Origin of the sequence: Pontibacter sp. HSC-14F20 (assembly GCF_019599265.1) — a bacterium.
In the GTDB taxonomy this organism is placed as follows: domain Bacteria; phylum Bacteroidota; class Bacteroidia; order Cytophagales; family Hymenobacteraceae; genus Pontibacter.
In genome coordinates, this window is sequence record NZ_JAHZTC010000004.1 from 139,136 (window position 1) to 160,005 (window position 20,870).

Below are 20,870 nucleotides of genomic sequence, written 5' to 3' on the forward strand. Positions count from 1 at the left end.
GTGGAAAAAGAAAACCTCCAACACAAACGCATTGGAGGTCTCAATTTAAAAAGTAATTTCGTCTCTAAACCGTCAACTTATTTCAGTACGAGACATGGTTAAGAATGGCTCAGCTTAGTTTTTTACTTCAACTTTCGCTCTTCTTTTACCGTCTTTCTTCTGGACTTTCACTGATTTCTTACCAGCAGCCAGCTCAGCTTCTGCTTGTTCAACGGCAGCATTCAGCAGTTCAGTTGCGTTGTCTGCAGTTGCGGCGGCAGGCGTTGCACTAGTTTCGGCAGGGCCTGGGCTGTTCGTGTTAACGATCGTCATCTCGTTGATCAGGTTGGAAGCACCAGCGTACTTGTCCACCATAAACAGCACGTAGTTGGCGCTCACGTTGATGCAACGCTTGTAATCCGGGTCGTATACCAGGTCACCTGTCATGGCTTCCCAGTTACCGTCGAATGCCAGACCGATCAGCTCACCGTTACCGTTGATCACCGGAGAACCAGAGTTACCGCCCGTGATGTCGTTGTCAGTGATGAAGTTCACGATCAGCTCGCCGTCTTTGTTGGCGTAGCGACCATAGTCCTTCGCTTCGTACAGTTGCTTCAGTTTGGCCGGCACGATAAATTCCTCGTTGCTTGGGTCTTCCTTCTGCATCACACCTTCCAAGGTCGTGATCACATCATAGGTCACACCGTCAGATGGTTTGTAGTTGGTTACAGAACCGTAGCTCAGGCGGATAGTCGAGTTCGCATCCGGGTAGTATACCTTGTCCGGATTCATCTCACGCAGACCGGCGGTATACAGGCGGTTGGCACGGGCCAGTTTCGCGCTGCTCTCAGCCAGTTTAGGAGAGATGTTCTGCTGGTATTGCTCGATGATAGAGTTCACTAAAGCAAAGGCAGGGTCGTTGGCCAGCTGCTTCTGCGTCGGGTTGTTCAGGAACTTCTCCGTCTTCTGCTTGTTTACCACAAAAGAGTTGCCGTACACATAGTCAGCCAGTTTGTTGAAATCGCCTTTGTATTTAGCTACCAGTTTCTTGAAAGCCTCCGGCTGCTGGTCTTTGGCAATGTCTTCGTGGTAAGACTTCATCAGGGCAGCAAACACTTTCTTGTCTGCCGGCATGTGGTAGTCTTTGAAGAAAGTCTCTGCCACTGGTTTCAGGGCTTCGGCGGCCTTCTTGGCAGCTTCGGCGTTACCAGCTTTCAGGGTATTGTTGAGAGTTGACATACGATAAGCGAAAAGGAGTGCTTCCGTGCCCAGTACCGCTTCGTTCAGGTATACGTTAGCCAGGTTATACTTCTCAATCTCAGCATAGGCTTCGTTCATGTCGTTAAGCGACGAGCCATAAAGGGCTTTGCGCTCCGCGTTGGCATCAGCCCAGGCCTGGAATTTCTTCTCGTCTGCCTGCTTGCCTTCAACCGTTTTCATGCGCTTGATACCAGCATTCTGGCCGATAGAGTATTTGTAATAGTTAGCAGTAGAGGCATGTTTGGAGGCGTACTGAATGCGCACGGCATCGCTCTTGTCCATCTCTTCTTTCCAGATGCCAAGCTTTTTCTCGCGCAGCTTAATGCGGGATTCGTTCAGTTGATTCACGTCGAGTTTCAGGCCTTCGGAAGTCATGAAACGCTTGGTGCGACCCGGGAAGCCGAATACCATTGCGAAGTCGTCCTGCTCCACACCACCAATGTTGATAGGCAGGTGGTGCTTTGGCTTGTAAGGAACGTTGTTGGCAGCGTAGTCAGCTGGTTTGCCGTCCGGCGCCATGTATACGCGGAACATCGAGAAGTCGCCAGTGTGACGTGGCCACATCCAGTTGTCGGTGTCGCCACCAAATTTCCCTACGGCAGAAGGAGGCGTGCCTACCAGGCGAACATCTGTAAAGCGCTCGTAAACAAACAGGTAGTACTCGTTTCCGTTGAAGAAGTCGCGTACATAGGTCACATACTGACCGTTGTCGCTGGCTTCTTTGGCAATGGCCTGCGCACGCTGCGAAGCAAGTTGCAGACGCTCTTTTTCTGGCATGTTGTTGTCAATGCCTTCCAGCACTTTGCCGGTCACATCGTCCATACGCACCAGGATGTCCACGAACAGACCTTCGTTTGGAAGTTCCTGCTTGCGGTCCATGGCCCAGAAGCCGTTGGTCAGGTAATCTTTCTCAGGAGTAGAGTGCGACTGAATCTGGCCGTAACCGCAGTGGTGGTTTGTCAGCAAGAGACCTTCGGCAGAAATGAACTCACCCGTGCAGAAGCCGCCAAACTGTACGATGGCGTCTTTCAGGCTGGAGTTGTTCACGTTGTAGATTTCTTCGGCAGTCAGCTGCAGGCCTTTTTTCTGCATATCAGCGTGGTTGAGGCGCTTGATCAGCATCGGCAGCCACATACCTTCGTCGGCTTTTGCGAAGGGAACGCAAAGCGAGACTAAAAGAAGGAGTGAAAGGATTCTTTTTAACATGAAATTTTGTTAAGATTAGTTAAACTGTGACAAATTTACCTAAAAATTGCGTTTCCTAACAGTTGTTCGGTAAATTAAAACGCAGCTAAATCGTACCATGACCTGGCTTTTCAAAAAACTACTGCTCGCACTTCTCTGGGTATACCGCAACATGATATCCCCCCTGAAGCCCGCCACCTGCCGCTATACCCCTTCCTGCTCGACCTACGCTGTGGGAGCTGTGAACAAATACGGCCCTTTTAAAGGTGGCTGGATGGCGCTGAAACGGATCGGCCGCTGCCACCCCTGGGGCGGAAGCGGCTATGACCCGGTTCCGTAGCTTCTAAAACCCCACGCTCAGCTGCACAAACACATTTCTGCCAGGGCGGGCAATGCGGCCCCAGTCAAGGTGCTCGCGGTAGTGCACATCAAAAATGTTTTCTATACCTGCATTCAGCTGCCATACCTTCTTTTCTGTTTCTTTCTGATAACCGGCGCGCAAGTGCCAGAGCATAAAGGCCTCAGTTGGCTGCTCTCGGAAGCTTTCGCTGTTGCGGTTCTGGGCGGCGGCCAGTTCGGTTTCGCCCTGTACCCAAAGGTAATCTCCAAAGTATTTTCTAAGTGAAGTGATGTTGCGCAAAGGCGGCATCATCGGGAGTGGCTCGCCGTCGGCGTTGCTGCCGTAGCTATACCTTAGAGTACTCACGAGCTGGGTATAACCGGTGATGTTGTACACGGCACTGGCTTCGGCGCCGGCTAACAGGGCGTAAGGAGTGTTGTAGTAGATCTTCACACCACGGGCTCCGATGGTCATGGCACTGAGTTCCGGGTTGTAGGCACCTACAATGTAATCCTGCACGCGGGAGGCATAGGCGGTGGTTTGCAGGCGCAGGCGCGGCTCCTGCCACGAGAGGGTGAACTCGCCCTGTACGCTTTTTTCAGGTTTCAAATTCGGGTTGCCCACATAATCAAAGCCGTCGAACTGGCTGAACAGGTAAAAACCATAGAGCTCACTGGCAGTTGGGGTACGGCCGTTGAAGCCACCAGACAGCGAAGCTTTCAGCTTTTTGTAAACCATACGACTGGCCTGTAGCGACACTGAAGGTATAAGGAACTGGCGAGCCGTGCTCTCATAACCGAACACGGACAGCTGGTTTCGGCCTTCGCCGGTAGTCACTGCAAAATCAGACATATTTACGCGGCTGTTGAGCTGCAGCTGGGTTTTATCGCTCACCTGGAAACTATATTGCGCTGCTATACCTGACTGCAACTGGCGGTTGTCGGGCCATGTGAGCATGTACATAGGCGTCTGTCCTTCCTGGTACATCGTCATGGAGGCAGTTAGATAAGAGGCAGAGGCATCGGCACGGACGGTGAGTTGCTGTTGGTGACCGGGGGCAGTGGTACCTTCAATATACATACCCGAAGTACGGCTTAGACCAGGCATATCCATGCGGATGGGCAGGTCGGGGCGGGCGCTGTCATCCATGTAGTGGGCGATGCGGTTGGCGTAGAGACGGGCTTCCACACGGCTCCAGCGGCGTTCGCTGTTATCGCGCACCAGACTCACCGAGCCGATGCGGGCATTAGCCTGTCCTACGTCCATCGGTAAGGCAGGGTAGCCGATTTTCCAGCCGTCGTCGGCTATGAAATCGGCTTTAAGCACAAGATCATCCTGTAGCAAAAACTTACCGCTGAGAGCGTAGTTGGCCTTTTCGTACTGCGAGTAGAGCACTTTTTCGCCACGACCGTTGCGGTAGTTCTGGCTTTTGCGGTAAGTGCCTGATGCACGCAGTCCCCAAGTTGGCGCGGCATAGCTCAGCCGCAGACCGCCCATCATGGCATTGGCCGCCGACTGGTAGCCGCTACTCACCGAACCGGAAAGTTTACGCTCGTCGGCAAAGTCTGCTTCGGCCAGTTTCATATCGAGGCTACCACCGATGGCCGCGCCCTGCATAGAGCTGGCACCTGTTGTCTGCACTTCAATACGCTGCAAATTGAGCGGCTCGATGTAGATAGTGGCCGGGTCCATTTTGTCGGTGCAGGCACCTTGAATGCGCATGCCATCCAGCGTCACGCTCACCTGTCCGCCGCTGTAGGCCCGTATAGTAGGCTCCATGCCGTAACTGCCGCGGCGGATGAAAGACAGCTCAGGCATGCGCGACATCAGTTCTTCGGTAGTGGCTGCCTGGTTGGCGTTATAGAAATTCTGCAAATGCTGCTGATGATCGTGGCGTTTGGTGACCACAGCTACTTCCTGCAGCACGATGGTGCGCACCGAGTCGGCAGGTATAGGCTTTTGTTGGGCAAGTACGGGCGATGCGACCAGCGCAAGGGCACCGAGTAGGAGAGGCATTTTCATTTCCTTCACCATTAAGAATTGTAAGATGGGCGCTGGTGTTTAAGTGCTATACCTGAGCACCAGCGCCCTTTAACTAAAAGTTGACTTCGAAATGCAGCTCACCGGCTTCTCCGCTGGCGTCGCTGAGTGTCAGATGCAGGTGCCACAGGCCCGTCATGGTAAAGTTGACTTTGCCTTTGTAGTGTCCGCTGCTTGTGTGGGTCGGGTTCACGTTATTGGGGGAACCATGATCCATGGTTGGCATTTCGGGCTCAAGCGCTAAAGTAAGGTTGGTTACGGCCGGGAAATCCATCATTCCGATTGCTTTATAAACAGCAACCTCCAGATCATTCACACCTACTTTGGGCTGCTGTGGCTGCAGATAAGCCACAAAGTATTTGGCTCCGTCGGTTTTGGAGACGAACGATTTGAGGCGGCTGGTGGTAGGCTCTTTGATGGTAACAGGAGTCGTAAAGGTGCCGGTCTCACCGTTGACCTGTACCTGCACACCCAGCGTCCAGGAGCCCATTTCACCGGATGGCATCGTGAACACCACGGCTCCCGGAAAGTAACCATCCACAGCCTGCCCGGAGCTTGGGTTTTCGATAGGTGAGGCGTGCTGCTTCATACCCATGTCCATCATCGGCTGGAAGCTGATAGCTGCCTGCTCAATACGCTTGCCGGAAGCGTCGAAAAGGGCGATGTAAATGGGGTTGTAGCCAGTTGTCAGCTCCTCGTTACTGTAGATTTCTATTTTGATGTCGGTTCCGGCGGCCTCGCCTTCGGCTATTTTCTGATAAGCGAAAGTCGGAGTTGGCGTGTCGTCATCTTTGTCGCAGCCGGTACTAAAAACAGTGATAAGAGAAAGAACCCATAGTGTGAGCCAGGTATATTTTTTCATGGTAATAGGTCTTAAAATGCCTGTGTCAGGCTAAAATTCAAGTATAAGTTTTTTTGGTGTGCGATGTGATATGCACGCAAGGGAGCCGTTGGCACATGTATAGGTGCTTTTGTCGGCAACGAATTCAAAATTGAAGGCGCAGGGTATAGCGGCACCATTCCTTAGCGGTGACGCAAAACAGTGAACCTGGTTAAGAAGATGGACTTATACCTGCGGTGGGTGAAAACAGGCGGGACGGTAGGAGTTGCGGTAGGAGCTTTCCTGAAAAGTGCCGTACCCGGTTTGGACCGGAGACACAGCAACCATTTTATCAAGCTTAAATAAAGAAGCCGTGAAAGGACTGATTTCCAGTTTGAGTGTAAGGCCAGTGGCGTTGCTCTCCGGCGTGTCGGCTTTCTGAAGTTGCTTTTTGAGGTAACATTTGCCTTCGCACTCGAGTTGGGGCTTGTCTTTGTTCTCGCAAAGCACGGCCGCAATGTAGGCTTTGTTAGCAAAATAAGACGAGAAGACGATCCCCTGGTACATTACCTGGAGTGTCATCAGGGTTAACAATATGGCTGCTATATACCTTCTCATCTCAAATACAAAGGTATAACAGGATTGATTCTCAGAAAATGATTTAAGTCACAAGTTTAACCGGCAAATGTCAGTAAAGAGCCGGATGTTGCTTTGTGTCGGCAGCTAGAAAGGGCAGGCTATACCTTATTTTAGTTGCAGATATTTCACCATCTGCTTTACCATTGTTTCGGCTGTGCTGGCGTAGTCTTCCTCATACTTTTTCAGGAGCTCCTCGCGACCAGGCTTTTCTCCTTTGGCCTGTTTCTCCCACAGTACCGAAAGCGAAGCGTAAGGGGGGAGCACCATGCCCACCGCATTATAAAAGTTGCTGAGGTTGGCAATAATATGCTGCGCTCCGTCCGAGTCGCCTGTAATGACAATGCCGCCCACTTTGCCCTCAAGCTTCGATTTCTTACCTGCCAGAATTTCGTCATGGATTTCATCGAGCCGCTCAATTACCCGCTGTATTTCCGACGACTGATTGTTCCACCAAATCGGAGTAGCGAACACCACTATGTCAGCTGCAAGCACCTGTTTTAAAATGGCGGGCCATTCGTCGCCTTCGCCCATGCTGCTGTAGGTGCCTGCCAGAATATTGTGCTCCACCAGTTTGACGATGCTGCAGTCGATGTCCTGCTTTTTGAAATAGCCCGCCAGAAATTCAGACAGAACCTCTGTATTAGACAGCCCTTCTTTTTTGAGTGTGCCGAGTAGAATGATCGCTTTCATACTCTACTTACTCTAATCAGTTGCAGGGGGTTATTTGAGTTGGGGTAGTAGATTAGAAATTCATCGGCTTTCCTGTAGAAACTTAACTGCGGCCTCTAACTTCGTATCCTTCCCGAGTTGAATGTCTTTGAGATTAGGCTGAACTGAAATATCAGGCTGTATACCTACGCCATGGTAGGGGCTGCCGTCCCGATTCTGCACTCTCATACCTGTCCAGACAGCTTACAACTGCCCTGCCTCAGAAGTCGCAAAAAAACAGGGAGAGGGCTAAAAGAGCAAAGGGCTTTAAGTTCATTTTTAAGGTATAAGGGTTGTGTCAGCGTATAGCAATCAGACTAGAAAATCAGGTCGAATATTTTCTGTTCTTTGCTTTTGGTAAATCCTGCTTTCAGGTAAAATTTGTGGGCGTTGGTTCGTGTTGTGTTGCAGCGTACCCTGATTTTTTGAACTGCAAAACAGCTAGCCCATACCTTTACTCTGGCAATCAGCTGTTGCCCTATACCTTGCCTTCGAAAGCTTTCGTCTATAACCAGTCCTCCAATCTCCACAAAGGGCTCCGATTCCAGCCGGAAGGTATAGAAACCATGAATCCAGCCGATAATCTGTTGTTCTGCCATTGCTACAAAGCCACAATGATCTTCCCGGGCTAGCATCTGTTCCGTCCGATCCCGCATTTCCTCAACGGTCACGCTGTAGCCGAACTGGTGTGACAGCGCTGCCAAGGCTGCGGCATCCGCCAAAATGATTTTTCTGAATGTGAGTTGCATAGGTATAGCGATGGGTTTGAGAAGCTGTGGTGTTGGTCAACTAAATGGGCATGCTATACCTTGCTGACCCACGAAGCGCTACTTCAGTTGCATCGGACAAATCAACTAGCGTTCTTTTTACTTCATTACCCCTTTCATCCATGTGCTAATGGTCTCCAACGCTACAGGTGCCATGGTTTCCTCTATAGTCCCGTACTCGTGCACCTGGCCAGTGTCGGCGGTCTGGAAAATGTGGTTGAGGCCGGGCAGTTCTTTGATGGTATAGCGCTTGTTACCGGCGGCTTTCAGGGCTTTTTCGGTGGCAACGAGGTTGGCGGCGGCGGGTACCTGCAGGTCTTTGCTGCCGTTCAGGGCGAGCACGGGCATTTTAAGCTGCTGCAGGGCAGGGGCAGGGTCGTAAGCCAGAAAATAGCGCATCCAGGGTGTCATGATCTGAGCGACAACGGCGTTTTCAGCCTGGGGTGATAACATAATCGCTAGCTGCTTGTCTTTATCGGTCAGGCTAGCTCTGGCTTCTTGCTCCAATGCCCGTATTTTTTGGGAGGCTTCAAACATCTCGGTATTTGAGGCAGCTACTTCGAACTGGGCGCGGCGCAGTTTCAGGTACTTTTGCAGTTCGTCTGCCTGGAGCTGTGACTTTAGGATAGCTTCGTTCTGCGACACCAGCAAATCAACACCTGGTCCGGCACTACCCGCCATAAGCACCACAAAAGCTACATCTTTGTTCGTGGCGGCCACGCTGCTCGCTATCAGGGCGCCCTCACTTATGCCCAGCAAGCCAATCTTTTCAAGGTTCACTGCCTGGTGCGTTTTCAGGTAGGTATAGGCTGCTTGCGCATCTGACACAAAATCCTGCGTCGTAGCCATGGTAGCATTGCCACCTGACTTACCGGCACCGCGGTCGTCGAGGCGCAGTACGGCAAAGCCCTGGCGGGTGAGGTGGTCAGCCAGCACTAGAAAAGGCTTGTGTTCCAGCAGGGTCATATCGCGGTCTTGTTTGCCGGAGCCGGTAAAGAGAATAACAGCCGGGTGTTTACCCTTGCCAGTAGGTATAGAGAGTGTTCCTGCCAGTGTTATACCTGCTGCCTTGTTCTCCACGGTTACTTCCTGCTCCTGGTAGGGGTATGGCGGTACGGGCATCTGCGGACGACGGACAACAGGCACTTCACCTTTGGTGAGGGCAAGCGGGAAAGACATGCCGCTCTGCTTCCAGCTGCCGTTTATGGTTCCGGTGCCTGTTAGTTTGCCAGCGAATGCGATGCCGCCTGCCGGTATGCGCAGGTATAAGCTGTCTTGTTTGAGCCCGGCTTCAGGTATAGCCATGCCTTTTACGGACTGCCCCGGGATGTCCATGGTAGCCGCCAGTTCACCGCTCTCGCTGCTGCTCAGTCTGAAAACAAGGGTGACTCTGGTACCGGGGGCTTCTAACGTGCCATGCCACGGGCCATACACTTGTGCTGGTACTATCTGTATCTGTTGCGCCACGGCGGCTACGGTGCTGAAGAGGATTAGGCAAAGCGATAAAAAGAGGCGTATCATATTAGTAGCTCAATGGGTTTTGCGAAAGATTATACCTGTCTGTGTTCTTAGGAATGTTGCCCCAACTCACGTCGCTCTTGCCGGTAGGCTATAAAAGAATAAACCACAGGTATGAGTACCGTCAAGGCTATCACGGCAATGTAGAGCATTTGCTGAAGTCCCAATTCGGGGAGAAGTGCCAATGCTATCAGCAGAATGCCGCCAATGATCCATAAGATACCGCCCAAGCGGTGCGTTTTGCGCCATACCTGCTCGCTTTCCAGCGTCCACGGGGTGCGGATTCCGATAAAATAATTGGGTTTCACTGCCTGGAAGTAGTTACCAAGCGCTATCAAAAATCCCCCGATCAGGATAAACAACGCGTTGGGTATAAAGGCCTCAGGGTGTAGCGCCGTGTAGATACTGAACATGCAAAGCGCGGCCATAAATGAGATCAGAATAAAGCGCAACTGGTGGTACTTGCTCCCCATGTAGTCGAGCTTTCTTTTGGGGTCGATGCGTGGCAGCACCAGCAGAATAAGATTGAGTAACGCGGTTGTTCCCAGCACAATAAAGAGCATTTCAGTTTTGCTGGCCCAGCCGTCGGCCTCACCTTTCAGGTTGAAGTGCACCGGCACCTGCGCTGGCAAGCTTTCCCAGGATACTGCCAGGTATACCAGCGGAACGAAAACGATTACCCATGATATAATTTCTCGAGTCAGGTTGTTGGCTTTCATGTTTCTAATCTTTAAGCGTGATGATCCATTTCATTAAATCGTCGAGCACGGTTGTGTTGAGTGAGTAAATCACAAACTGCCCTTGTTTCTGGGAGGTAACCAGTTCCGCCTGACTCAGGATGTCGAGGTGATGCGAAATACTGGGTTTGGTAATCTGGAAAGCCTCTGCAATATCACCGGCAGTCAGGTCCTTCTCCTTGAGCAGGTTGAGGATTTCTCTACGGGTCTGGTCGTTGAGCGCTTTAAATACTTTATTCACGTTATTAGGTATTTAGACAAATATCTAAATAGTAATCTATAATCCAAAACTTTTCATAAACATTTATGTTTATTTGTGAGCCGGTAGACGCACTCTGTTTAGTGTTTTTTTATTACGGCGTTGAAAACAGGGAATCCAGGCAGCTATACCTTGAGCACCAGCCTTTCCGGGGCTTTTGGCCAACACGTGCCGTGGTAGCCCTGTGCGGGCTAGGTTCGATAAATATGGGCTTGGCCGGTTTTTTTCTTACATTAGCAGAATTACATATTTTACTGTTTATTCTCCGTGTTCAGATCAAATTATTTCGCTCGCTCCCTTTTTCTGTTTGTCACTCTCATACTGGCAAGTGGCTGCACGGAATACAATCAATCTGCTGAGACTAGGCCAGAAACTACCCCCGAATATGTGGCAAGTGTAGACCAATGGCACCAGCAGCGGGAGGCAAAGCTGAAGGAACCCGATGGATGGCTTACTTTGGCGGGCCTGTTCTGGCTGCAGGAAGGCGATAACAGCTTTGGCAGTGGCCCCGATAACGGGCTGACATTTCCACAAGAAAAGATTCCGGGTCGGGCGGGTGTGATTCACCTGAAAGGCGATACCGTGACTACCCGCATCAACCCGGGCGTGGAGGTGCTGCTGAAAGGGAAACCCGTGCGTGAAGCCCTGCTCTATACCCCCGGCATGGACACGGTGCCAAGACTTACACACGGTACGCTAACCTGGTTCGTGATCAAGCGCGGCGACAGGTATGGCATACGGCTCCGCGACCTGCAAAACGATGCGTTGGTGCATTTCAAAGGTATAAAGCGCTTTCCTGTAAAAGCTGACTGGCGCTTGGAGGCTAATTTTGTAGCGCATCCCACTCCGAAGCAAATCGCTATTACCAACATTGTGGGGCAAACTTCTATGCAGAACTCGCCCGGTACGGTGGTCTTTACCCTGAATGGGCAGCAGTATCAGCTGGACGCGCTGGTAGAGGGGGAGGAGCTTTTCATCATCTTCGCTGATAAAACCAATGGCATCGAAACCTACGGTGCGGGTCGCTACCTCTACGCCGATAAGCCGGGACCGGACGGCACCACCGTGCTCGACTTCAATAAGGCCTCCAACCCGCCCTGCGACTTTGTGTCTTATGCTACCTGCCCGCTGCCTCCGCGCCAAAACTTCCTGCCCATTATGATTGAGGCCGGCGAAAAATCCTACGGAGAATACTAAGCCATACCCTGCACGCTAACTGGGCGTCTTTCCTGAAATCACAGGTATAGCTCTGCGATCAGTTATGCCTATACGCTTTGGTGCTAGCACCACCACGGCTATACCTGTAGCTGCTATACCTGACGATAAGGATAATGCATTTTGTCCAATTGGTATAGCGACCTCGGTCAGCAGTTTCATAGCATAACAGGTCTGAGTTGCTGATTTTTTGTGCTGCTTTTCTATTCTTGCTAAGTGCCTGATTTCAAAAGCAAACAATTTGGTGCAATACGGGTAAAATAAACAGGTACCTGAGGACAATCAAATGGAAGGAACTTATTGTAACATATAGCTGTTAATATATAGTTCCGCAAAAATTTAAACACAAATCTATGACCACAGCGACTATGTCAGAAACAATAATCATGAGTGAGCATTTGGCGAAAGCCATGACCTATACCCAATACCGGGAATTAATTGACACACTACTGGCCGAGAACAAAACCTCCGGCACCAACCATTCGGAAGCCATGGTAGAATATACCCGTGTGAACGCCCAGCGCATGCGCCGCGTCGAGAAAACAACTGAGCTGGACGACGAACTGGTAGACTTGATGCTTCGAGTGCAGAACAAAATGATATGGGTCATTGTGACCGAAGCCTGGTGTGGCGATGCCGCTCAAACAGTGCCGGCCCTGGTAAAGATAGCCGATGCCTCGCCACTGATTGACGTGAAACTGTTGCTGCGCGATGAGCACCCGGATGTGATAGACGCTTACCTGACCAACGGAGGCCGTTCTATACCGAAGCTAATCGTGCTGGATGCCGCAACTATGGAAGAACTCGGCACCTGGGGACCAAGACCGGCACCTGCACAGGAGCTTTTTATGAATATGAAAGCACAGGATGTACCCTACACTGAATTTGTTGAGAAGCTGCACGGCTGGTATGGCAAAGACCGTAGCAAAACGCTACTAAAGGAGTTTAAAGAGCTGATCCCGAAATGGGCCCGCCTGCAGCCAATTGAAGAGCAGCCAATGGAACGGCTCTAATAGCCCGTCCCATTTAAAAGCGGCGACCTTTTTTAAGGTCGCCGCTTTTTTTATACCTGCCAGGTATAGTTTTAATTGGTTTTAGCCCGCAGAATCAGATTAACCTGCCTGATCTTATCGCCTACCTCCAGTTGGTGCACGACATCCATCCCCTCTACCACTTTTGCGAAGATGGTATAACGACCGTCCAGGTGCGGAGCGGGAGAGTGGGTGATGAACCACTGGTTGCTTTCGGTGTCTTTCCCAGCTGAGGCCATACCTACGTAGCCTTCGCGGTAGTGCAGCGGGGCAAACTCAGAGCGGATAGAGTAGTCGGAACTTCCCCAGCCATCGCCGCGCTTGTCGCCGCCTTGCGCCACAAAATTCGGCACCACACGGTGGAAGTAGAGTCCGTCAAAAAACTGCTTGTTTACCAGCTCCACAAGATTAGCCACTGAGCCCGGCGCATCCTCCACAAACAACTCCAGTGTGATCACGCCTTTCTCGGTTTCGATTACCACCTGCTGGTCTGGGTGTATAGTCTGTACCAGTTGCCAGTCAATCGGGTGTGTAAAAGGGTTTTGCGGCGTTTCGGATTGCTCTTTCCCGCTCAGGTAATCGATTGTTTTCTGCAGTTCAATATTGGTTTCCATGTCGCGGGGTAGCACCAGTTTCTGCTGCGCCTCGGTCAGGAAGGTATGGTCGCGGTATACCTCCCGGAAGTTGAGTTTCGGATTACGAATCACACCAGCTGCCAGACCAGCCAGCGATACACCACCGGAGGCTATACCTTGTTTGAAGATGTCGGCAAAGTTCTGCTCCATGGCTTTCGGGAAGTCTCCCTGTTGCCGCATGGCAGTGAGTGCCTCCATGCCATACGTGCCGATGACAGGCTGAGAAGCAGCGAAAGTTTCCTTAGCGATGAACTGGTAGTTGCTGTAGTCGGCAGAAAGGGCCTTGAGCAGATGGGCTTTGTCGTAAGGATTTTCGGTGCGCAGGTATAGCTGTTGGTATTCCTGGCTCAGCTTGGCTTTGTCAGGACTATTGCGCAAAATAACCCAGATCAGGCCGGCCCGCACGCGGCCATCCGTTACCTGTTCCAGCGCTTTACGAAGTGTATTACTGTTCGTGTCGACATGATTGGCCTGCAGAAATTCTGCTGTGGCTACTGCCGTGTTGATGTTCTGATCAGTCAGGCCAGCCAAAATCGCCTCGTCTATTTCCTCAAACTCGAGCCCTGCCATGGAGCGGATCGCACTCAGGCGCACGCGGTAGTCGGGATCGCTTAGCACAATACCGGATAGCAACGATGCTTTGTTGCGGGCATTCACTTTGGAGAAAACCTGCGCCACTGCCATGCGCACATCCGCCGATTCATCAGAAGTTACGACCGTGGTCAGTTGCTGGCGGTAAGGTGACAGATCGAGTTTGGGCGTACGGGCCAACTGGTGAGCGGCCGCCAGGCGCACTTCATACGACTTGCTGTCAGTCAGCCACTGTACTGCCTGTTCTATAGCTTGTGTGCTGCTGATCTGGCGCAAACCGGCTCTGTACAGTCCCCAGGCCTGCCCTGCCTGCGCTGTTTCGTTTGTTGCCTGATAGTTCACCAAAAAGTTTAGCCCGCCGCTGTCAGCCAGTTTGCCGAGTGCTTCCAATACTTCTGCCTGCACAGCGGGGCGCTGCTCCTGTTGCAGATGCCGGATCATGGCTTGCTGGGCTTTCTTATGCCCGATCTGACCTAAAGCATAGGCCGAGGCAGTCCGGATTGCAGCGCTCGTATCTGAAAGTGATGTGAGCAGTTGGGGTATGGCGAGCGTGTCCTGCACCGAGGCAAAAGCAAGCGCTGCCTCCTGCCGGTACTGTGCAGTCGGGTGATTCAGGAAGTTGAGTAACTCAGTAGTTTTGCGTTCGTCCTGCAAGGTATAGAGCTCCCGCAGTGTAGCGTCCGAAAACTTGTTGATCTGCTGTGACGGAGTAGTAGTAGCCGGAGCCATACTTTGCTGCGGTTGCTGGCGGCAGGCTGCAAAGGCGGCGAGGGCAAATAAGATGGTATAGCTTTTTTTCATCGTTTAGGCTTATGCGCATCAATATACTAAATGCCTGTAATATAGTGCTGCTAAAATGTTTTGCTGCTCATTTGTTTGGCAGTTGGGTAATTATTAGTATATTGAAATCTTGAACTTCTAATTTACGATGCAGCACACCGGCATTAGCATACGTTTGTTTTCCAGACCCTATGGCATACGGTCGCAAATGGAGCGTGTGCTGTTTGTGCTCGCTTTGCTCTCAGTGGCTTTGCACGGCTGGCTTTTGTACCAGCTCATCGCGGTGCGGGACTTTCACTCCGCCATGACCTTCCTATACCTGTTCAGCCTGTTGCCCTTCTCACTTATTATGGTTTCGGTGTGGCTCGACCACAATCCGGGCTATCAGCGCCACCTGACCATATCGGCTTCGGGTGTGCGGTATCGCCTCGGGTTTATGCAGCGGGAGCACGACTTTGAATGGGAAGAAATAGAACGCATGGTCATCAACAGCCAGGCTCTGGAGTTTGAGTTGAAGAACGGTGAACAGCATGCAGTTGCCCTGGACACACTGAATCATGCCCAAACGGTGCAGCGCATACGTGACGAACTGGCGCAAATTGCAGTGGCAAAGGGGATAGGTATTGAAATGACGCAAAACTGACCCTATGTATGTAAACCTCTACCCTAACAAGGCGCTTAAAAGAACAAGGAGAATCCTGCTCTGGTCAGGTATACTGCTGCTATGTGGCGGACTGTCTGCCCTGTTCGGTGAGTTTGTTGCCCGTGATGAGATCCGGTGGGGCTGGGCAGGAGGCGCGCTGATAGTGAGTGCGGTTGGTATGCTGGGTTTTGCCGTGGGGGCCGGCTATCTGCAATTGAAAGATGCTTTTTTCTCCATGACGCCTGAGCGCATCTCGTACCGGCTCACTTTGTACGGAACTGAACAAACGATCTACTGGGATACCATTGACAGTATTCACGCATCTGAGCATGCGCTGGTTTTTGAACTGAAAGATAGTAGGCAAATGATCATGCGACTAGGGCACATTCAGAGTCCCGAAATAGCAAACCATGTGAGTGTCAGTATACAACTGGCTGCTATACAGCAACACGTTGAAGTGAACCAGGTACCGGTAAGCGCACAACAGGTCAGTCTGTAGCTTTTGATTTTCCTCAGTTAAACCGACTGCACACCAAAGCGAGCATCCCTCCGTGCTAAAAGCGTCCTGAAAGACGCCGTGCGTATACCTTAGCTATACCCAATTCCTTATCTTATACCTCCTGTAGGTCTCCAAGCCAAAATAATCACCTCAGAAAATCGATCAAACCAGTTTAATATATTGCATTTATTTTATTTGTAATAAAATAAAACTAATCTTTAAGTCAGCCGTAATTCATTCTAAATCCATTAGTGCGCATCTTTTACAGTCCTGTCGGTTATTGCTAGCCGGGGCTGTCTTTTTATAAGTCCTCGTTCCAATAAAATTTTCATGCACATCAGCCTTTATACAGCCCGACAACTGCGTAGAATCAAGGACCGGCTGCTTTGGTTAGGCTTGTTTATGGCAAGTGGAGGTGGGTCGGCGCTGCTTTACAATCTCATACTAGGAGAGGAAGTACGCTGGGTATGGGGGATGGCAGCCGCAATAATTATGTTGGCAGGGTTATACCTGCTGGCACTCGGAACAGGCAAAATATTACTCAAAAATGCCTTCGTAGCCATATCAGCAGATAAAATCTCTTACCGACTCAATTTTTACAGCAAAGAATACAGCCTGGCCTGGAGTGGCATTGCAGCTGTGCAACTCAGTGACCACTGCGTGCTTTTTGATTTGAATGGCGGGCAGCAACAGGTATTGCTTTTATCCCGTATCGAGAGTCAGAATACAGCCAGTCAGGTGGCCCTTAGCTTACAGTTAGCCGCACTTGAGCGCAATGTTACCGTTAATGGTGTGCGGTTTAATGTGCCAAATTCCTTCCCTGGTATGTAAGTACCCCATGTTTCCTTTCCTCCTCATAATCAACTGTACCTAACAGGGTTAACTTTCTTGCTTCTATTAGCCATCAATAGGTCTGACATTAATTTGTCCTTTGCCTAAAAGTTTTAATCTGGTTATGAATGCTGTGGCCTTTCAAAATATGTTACTTTATATTTAAAAAATGTGGTTAAATAGTTTTTAAATATATATTATTGTCTTAATATTGCAATAAGTAACTTCGTCTCACCCTAAACAAACTATTAATGAAACTTAAATTTTATGCGGCTTTAATCAGTGCTATGATGCTTTTTTCATTTGCGAGCAACGCTGCTGATGTAAAGTCTGCTACTTTTGATAAATCCACTAAGACCAAGAAGCAGGCCGTATCCGGTAATAAAACAGCAGGGTATTTTTCATTTAAGTCTTCTGCGTACAAAAAGGATGGCCTGGTGAAAAAGAAACGCTTCAAAAAGGGTAGCTGCCCTGGCTTTGACTGATTTTTAAGTCAATTTTATAGTATTACTTAAGCAGCCCCGGAGCTGCTTATTTTTTTACATCTTCACGTGTCTCAAATCCAAGGTATAAGCACTTCGGCAGGCAAATCAGGGGACGCGTTGGGTCCGAGGTTATAGTTTTGGAGCGATTGTTTTCGGAACTTGCAGCTTTAACCTGACTATGGCCGAGCTGAAAACACGAGTATATGGACTTCAATTTGGATTGCTGTGCCTGAGCTCTTTTCTTTTCTTTGCGAGCTTCAACATGATCATTCCGGAGCTGCCTAACTACATCACGCAACTGGGCGGTGCGGAGTATAAAGGACTGATCATTTCGCTCTTCACACTTACGGCTGGCCTGTCGCGCCCCTTTAGCGGACAATTGGCCGACAAGATGGGCCGTATACCTGTCATGCTGATCGGAGGGACAGTCTGCATTTTGTGTGGCTTTCTATACCCTATAACCGGAACTGTGGCGGCATTTCTGCTGCTGCGCCTGGTGCATGGCTTCTCGACTGGATTTACGCCTACCGGTACGGCCGCTTACGTAGCCGATATTATCCCGACGGAGCGCAGGGGAGAGGCAACGGGCCTGTTGGGTTTAGCCGGCAGTTTGGGAATGGCGGCTGGTCCTGCCATGGGCGCCTCCATTGCCAACAGCTTCTCGCTTGATACCATGTTCTACTCTTCTTCTGCAGCTGCTTTTTTGTCGGTGGCCGTGGTGGCCCGCATGCACGAAACTTTAGATAACCCAAACCGCTTCCGGATGGGACTGCTCAAAATTTCCCGCAAAGAGATTTTTGAACCACGTGTGCTCAACCCTTCTATTGTGATGATGCTCACGGTGGTTTCCTTCGGAATCATTCTAACGATCGTGCCAGATTTCAGCGAACACCTGGGTATCCAAAACAAAGGCCTTTTCTTTACCAGTTTCACACTTTCCTCGTTGGCCATCCGTTTCCTGGCTGGCCGGGCATCCGATAAGTATGGCCGCATCCGGATTCTAAAAATTAGTTCGGGGCTGCTGGTAGTGGCGATGGGATTGATCGGCTTGGCTGATACGGCGACAGAACTATTGTTGGCAGCGGCAGTTTTTGGCGTGGCGGTGGGCATGAACTCTCCCACAGTATTCGCCTGGACCATCGACCTAAGTCACCCGGAGCACCGGGGCCGGGCCATGGCAACCATGTACATTGCCCTGGAGGCAGGTATAGGTTTTGGCGCCCTATCTTCCGGCTGGATTTATGCCAACAACCCTTCCCGGTTCAGCCTGGTATTCTGGACAGGCGGGGCTTTTGCTTTACTCGGATTCCTATACCTGAATTTTGTAGTGAAAGACCGTAAACGGTAGCTTAATTAACTTGTAAAGGGCGGCCCGTTTTAACGCCGGGTTGCCAATTCAGACAATATTTCTTGTCGGAAGTAGACAGAGGGCGTTGCTTGGACGTATAGAAATCTAATGTAGATACTGCTGCAAAACTTTCGACAGGACTAGTTGTTTCTCCATCATCATGACAGCAATCAACCAATCTTTTATTGATCACCTCACAACTGTACACCAGCAGTCCCGCCATGTAGTGCCGCACTCTATGAGCTGCGCTTTTCTGGATGGCTTGCTGCAACTGCTTTTCCCGTCCCTCTCCGAGCGCTCTTTCAGTTCCCGTACCGAAGTAGAGGCCTATGCGATGCTGCTGCGCTCTGATCTGGAGAAAATCCTGTTCAGGATAGAAGAACGCCTGCCCGCTAAACCCTATGAAATAGCAGATGCCTACTTTGAAAGCCTGCCCGACTTGCAGCAACAGCTCACCGACGATGCCGCTGCCATTGAGGAAGGCGACCCGGCTGCTGTAAACATAGACGAGGTGATCCGGACTTATCCCGGTTTTTTTGCTGTGGCGGTATACAGGCTGGCTCATAAGTTTTGCCGCATGAACGTGCCCCTGCTGCCACGTGTGCTCGCTACCTACGCCCATACCAAAACAGGTATAGACATCCACCCAGGCGCCAATATTGGAGCTCGATTTTGCATTGACCATGGCACCGGCGTCGTGATAGGGGAGACAGCTGATATCGGCGATAATGTGAAGGTATACCAGGGCGTAACGCTGGGAGCGCTCAGTGTCGAGAAGTCGATGGCAAACCTGAAGCGCCACCCAACTATAGAGGACAATGTGATTATTTATGCCGGAGCTACTATACTGGGCGGCAAAACGGTGGTGGGGCATGACAGTATCATCGGAGGGAATGTGTGGCTGACCGAAAGCGTACCTCCTTTCGCCAGGGTATACCATCATCCGCAGATCAAAGTGAGTTATTATGAAGATAGAGCGAATGTTCTGAATTTTTCAATTTAAAAAGAAACCTATATGAAAGCGCATAGCATACTGGAAACCATTGGCAAAACGCCCCATGTAAAGATCAACCGCATGTTTAAAGGCAAAGCAGAAGTGTGGATGAAACTGGAGCGCGCAAACCCGGGCGGCAGCATCAAAGACCGCATTGCCCTGGCAATGGTCGAAGACGCTGAAACAAAGGGAATCCTTAAAAAGGGTAGTGTGATCATTGAACCAACCTCTGGTAACACAGGCGTAGGATTGGCCATGGTGGCTGCTGTGAAAGGCTACCATCTCATACTGGTGATGCCAGAATCCATGTCCATAGAGCGGCGCAGGCTCATGACAGCTTATGGGGCCAAACTGGAGTTGACACCACGTGAAAAAGGTATGAAAGGAGCCATAGAGCGTGCCCGCGAAATGCTTGAGGAACACGACTCATCATGGATGCCCATGCAGTTTGACAACGAGGCCAACACGCAGGTCCACGGCGAAACCACAGCACAGGAGATTCTGGCTGACTTCCCGGAAGGCCTTGACTACCTGATTACAGGAGTGGGTACCGGTGGCCATATAACCGGTGTGGCCAAGGTGCTGAAGCGGCATTTTCCTAATTTGAAGGTATACGCTGTTGAGCCTGCCGCTTCGGCGGTACTGAGTGGCGGACAGCCGGGTCCGCACCCGATACAAGGTATAGGCGCTGGTTTTGTGCCCGTTATAATGGATACCAGTCTGCTGGATGGTGTCATACCGGTTGCAGCTGACGATGCTTACGACTTTGCAAGACGAGCCGCAATGGAAGAGGGGATTTTTGTGGGGGTGTCCTCGGGTGCCTCCCTGGCCGCTGTACAGCAAAAGCTGGATGAAGAGATTCCGGATGGTGCCAGGGTATTGACTTTCTGCTACGATACAGGCGAACGTTATTTGTCGGTAGAGGGCTTATTTATGTAGAACGGAGAGGATGTTTCTGAAAATGCGCCGCCTGTTGCTTGTAACAGGCGGCGCATTTTTTTTCAGGCAGCCAGCAGTTGCTGGATGTCCTCGTTAAGGGATTGTTTTATTTTTTGTAGATGGCCGTCGGGCATGGTGCGTTGCAGGACCTGAAACACAGCCCGGAAAGCTGCCGTGATTTCCTCGTCCTGCTGAAAATCGTTGTTAGCGGCAAATGCGTTTTTGTTGCGGATGTAGTTGATCCAGTCGTTGGCATCCTGAATTTTCACAGGCACCTTATCCAGGTCGTACTGATCAATGTAGACACCTTTCCAAAAAACGGGAAGTTGGGCAGCAAATTGAATAGCATCGTGTACAGACAACCGATCCCGTATGGATTGCAGCACAGCCCTGAATATACGACCAGCTTTATTGAGATCCTTCGTTTGTAGCTCTGTTGCTACATCCTGCAGCAGCAATGCTGCGTCCTTGGTGCTGTTTTCAAAAATAAATGGCATAGATCCTCCCTTCTTTAAGCGTTACGTCCTATATGGTACGGGCAAGAGGGGGGCATGTTCTCTTACACTTGGCCCCTCAGGTATAAGGAACACCGATAAGTTAGTATAAAAAATGCGGCGTTGCAGCGCT

Annotated in this window: 23 protein-coding genes; 10 read left to right on the forward strand and 13 right to left on the reverse strand. The window is 50.6% G+C overall.

Annotated elements, in window-relative coordinates:
* Positions 1–114: 114 nt before the first annotated feature.
* Positions 115–2,445 carry a S46 family peptidase gene (locus tag K3G39_RS05730; RefSeq protein WP_220625219.1) on the reverse strand — a complete coding sequence of 777 codons (2,331 nt, stop codon included), beginning with the start codon at positions 2,443–2,445 and terminating at the stop codon, positions 115–117.
* A gap of 97 nt (positions 2,446–2,542) precedes the next feature.
* On the opposite strand from K3G39_RS05730, the gene yidD reads away from it, so the two are divergent.
* Positions 2,543–2,764 carry a membrane protein insertion efficiency factor YidD gene (gene yidD, locus K3G39_RS05735; protein WP_188502115.1) on the forward strand — a complete coding sequence of 74 codons (222 nt, stop codon included), beginning with the start codon at positions 2,543–2,545 and terminating at the stop codon, positions 2,762–2,764.
* A 3-nt stretch (positions 2,765–2,767) separates the two neighbouring features.
* Here the strand turns inward: yidD and K3G39_RS05740 are convergent, their stop codons facing one another.
* The 9 genes from K3G39_RS05740 to K3G39_RS05780 form a co-directional block, all read right to left on the reverse strand.
* Complete coding sequence (locus K3G39_RS05740; RefSeq protein WP_220625220.1) at positions 2,768–4,786, reverse strand: TonB-dependent receptor domain-containing protein; 2,019 nt, start codon at positions 4,784–4,786, stop codon at positions 2,768–2,770.
* Positions 4,787–4,859: 73 nt separating this feature from the next.
* Positions 4,860–5,666 carry a FixH family protein gene (locus K3G39_RS05745; protein ID WP_220625221.1) on the reverse strand — a complete coding sequence of 269 codons (807 nt, stop codon included), beginning with the start codon at positions 5,664–5,666 and terminating at the stop codon, positions 4,860–4,862.
* Positions 5,667–5,870: 204 nt separating this feature from the next.
* Positions 5,871–6,206 carry a hypothetical protein gene (locus tag K3G39_RS05750; protein ID WP_220625222.1) on the reverse strand — a complete coding sequence of 112 codons (336 nt, stop codon included), beginning with the start codon at positions 6,204–6,206 and terminating at the stop codon, positions 5,871–5,873.
* A 162-nt stretch (positions 6,207–6,368) separates the two neighbouring features.
* The gene (locus tag K3G39_RS05755) at positions 6,369–6,953 is read right to left on the reverse strand and encodes a flavodoxin family protein (protein WP_220625223.1); all 585 of its coding nucleotides are present in this window, start codon (positions 6,951–6,953) and stop codon (positions 6,369–6,371) included.
* Between the two features lie 60 nt (positions 6,954–7,013).
* Complete coding sequence (locus K3G39_RS05760; protein ID WP_220625224.1) at positions 7,014–7,160, reverse strand: hypothetical protein; 147 nt, start codon at positions 7,158–7,160, stop codon at positions 7,014–7,016.
* A 128-nt stretch (positions 7,161–7,288) separates the two neighbouring features.
* Positions 7,289–7,720, reverse strand: coding sequence for a GNAT family N-acetyltransferase (locus K3G39_RS05765; protein ID WP_220625225.1), 432 nt, complete (start codon positions 7,718–7,720; stop codon positions 7,289–7,291).
* A gap of 117 nt (positions 7,721–7,837) precedes the next feature.
* On the reverse strand, positions 7,838–9,259 hold the full coding sequence (locus tag K3G39_RS05770; RefSeq protein WP_220625226.1) for an alpha/beta hydrolase: 1,422 nt from the start codon (positions 9,257–9,259) through the stop codon (positions 7,838–7,840).
* Positions 9,260–9,306: 47 nt separating this feature from the next.
* Positions 9,307–9,975: an SdpI family protein gene (locus K3G39_RS05775; RefSeq protein ID WP_220625227.1), complete on the reverse strand. Its 669-nt coding sequence runs from the start codon at positions 9,973–9,975 to the stop codon at positions 9,307–9,309.
* Between the two features lie 4 nt (positions 9,976–9,979).
* Positions 9,980–10,234 (reverse strand): autorepressor SdpR family transcription factor, encoded by a 255-nt coding sequence (locus tag K3G39_RS05780; protein ID WP_220625228.1) that lies wholly within the window; start codon positions 10,232–10,234, stop codon positions 9,980–9,982.
* 405 nt (positions 10,235–10,639) lie between these two features.
* On the opposite strand from K3G39_RS05780, the gene K3G39_RS05785 reads away from it, so the two are divergent.
* Positions 10,640–11,449 carry a DUF1684 domain-containing protein gene (locus tag K3G39_RS05785; RefSeq protein ID WP_370627198.1) on the forward strand — a complete coding sequence of 270 codons (810 nt, stop codon included), beginning with the start codon at positions 10,640–10,642 and terminating at the stop codon, positions 11,447–11,449.
* Positions 11,450–11,464: 15 nt separating this feature from the next.
* Here the strand turns inward: K3G39_RS05785 and K3G39_RS05790 are convergent, their stop codons facing one another.
* Positions 11,465–11,629: a hypothetical protein gene (locus tag K3G39_RS05790; protein ID WP_220625230.1), complete on the reverse strand. Its 165-nt coding sequence runs from the start codon at positions 11,627–11,629 to the stop codon at positions 11,465–11,467.
* A 206-nt stretch (positions 11,630–11,835) separates the two neighbouring features.
* On the opposite strand from K3G39_RS05790, the gene K3G39_RS05795 reads away from it, so the two are divergent.
* A complete protein-coding gene (locus K3G39_RS05795; protein WP_220625231.1) occupies positions 11,836–12,480 on the forward strand; it encodes a thioredoxin family protein in 645 nt (214 codons plus the stop codon).
* 71 nt (positions 12,481–12,551) lie between these two features.
* Here K3G39_RS05795 and K3G39_RS05800 read toward each other — a convergent pair whose 3' ends face one another.
* Positions 12,552–14,525, reverse strand: a complete 1,974-nt coding sequence (locus K3G39_RS05800; protein WP_220625232.1) for a peptidylprolyl isomerase — start codon at positions 14,523–14,525, stop codon at positions 12,552–12,554.
* 127 nt (positions 14,526–14,652) lie between these two features.
* Here K3G39_RS05800 and K3G39_RS05805 point away from each other — a divergent pair, with 127 nt between their 5' ends.
* From K3G39_RS05805 to cysK, 7 genes are all read left to right on the forward strand, one after another.
* The gene (locus tag K3G39_RS05805) at positions 14,653–15,147 is read left to right on the forward strand and encodes a hypothetical protein (protein WP_220625233.1); all 495 of its coding nucleotides are present in this window, start codon (positions 14,653–14,655) and stop codon (positions 15,145–15,147) included.
* 4 nt (positions 15,148–15,151) lie between these two features.
* Complete coding sequence (locus tag K3G39_RS05810; RefSeq protein WP_220625234.1) at positions 15,152–15,646, forward strand: hypothetical protein; 495 nt, start codon at positions 15,152–15,154, stop codon at positions 15,644–15,646.
* Positions 15,647–15,976: 330 nt separating this feature from the next.
* Positions 15,977–16,477, forward strand: a complete 501-nt coding sequence (locus K3G39_RS05815) for a hypothetical protein (protein ID WP_220625235.1) — start codon at positions 15,977–15,979, stop codon at positions 16,475–16,477.
* 251 nt (positions 16,478–16,728) lie between these two features.
* Positions 16,729–16,962 (forward strand): hypothetical protein, encoded by a 234-nt coding sequence (locus tag K3G39_RS05820; protein ID WP_220625236.1) that lies wholly within the window; start codon positions 16,729–16,731, stop codon positions 16,960–16,962.
* Between the two features lie 178 nt (positions 16,963–17,140).
* Positions 17,141–18,310, forward strand: a complete 1,170-nt coding sequence (locus K3G39_RS05825) for an MFS transporter (protein WP_220625237.1) — start codon at positions 17,141–17,143, stop codon at positions 18,308–18,310.
* A gap of 160 nt (positions 18,311–18,470) precedes the next feature.
* A complete protein-coding gene (gene epsC, locus K3G39_RS05830; protein ID WP_220625238.1) occupies positions 18,471–19,313 on the forward strand; it encodes a serine O-acetyltransferase EpsC in 843 nt (280 codons plus the stop codon).
* Positions 19,314–19,325: 12 nt separating this feature from the next.
* Positions 19,326–20,243 carry a cysteine synthase A gene (gene cysK, locus K3G39_RS05835; RefSeq protein ID WP_220625239.1) on the forward strand — a complete coding sequence of 306 codons (918 nt, stop codon included), beginning with the start codon at positions 19,326–19,328 and terminating at the stop codon, positions 20,241–20,243.
* Between the two features lie 62 nt (positions 20,244–20,305).
* Here the strand turns inward: cysK and K3G39_RS05840 are convergent, their stop codons facing one another.
* The gene (locus K3G39_RS05840; protein ID WP_220625240.1) at positions 20,306–20,740 is read right to left on the reverse strand and encodes a DUF2267 domain-containing protein; all 435 of its coding nucleotides are present in this window, start codon (positions 20,738–20,740) and stop codon (positions 20,306–20,308) included.
* Positions 20,741–20,870: the final 130 nt, after the last annotated feature.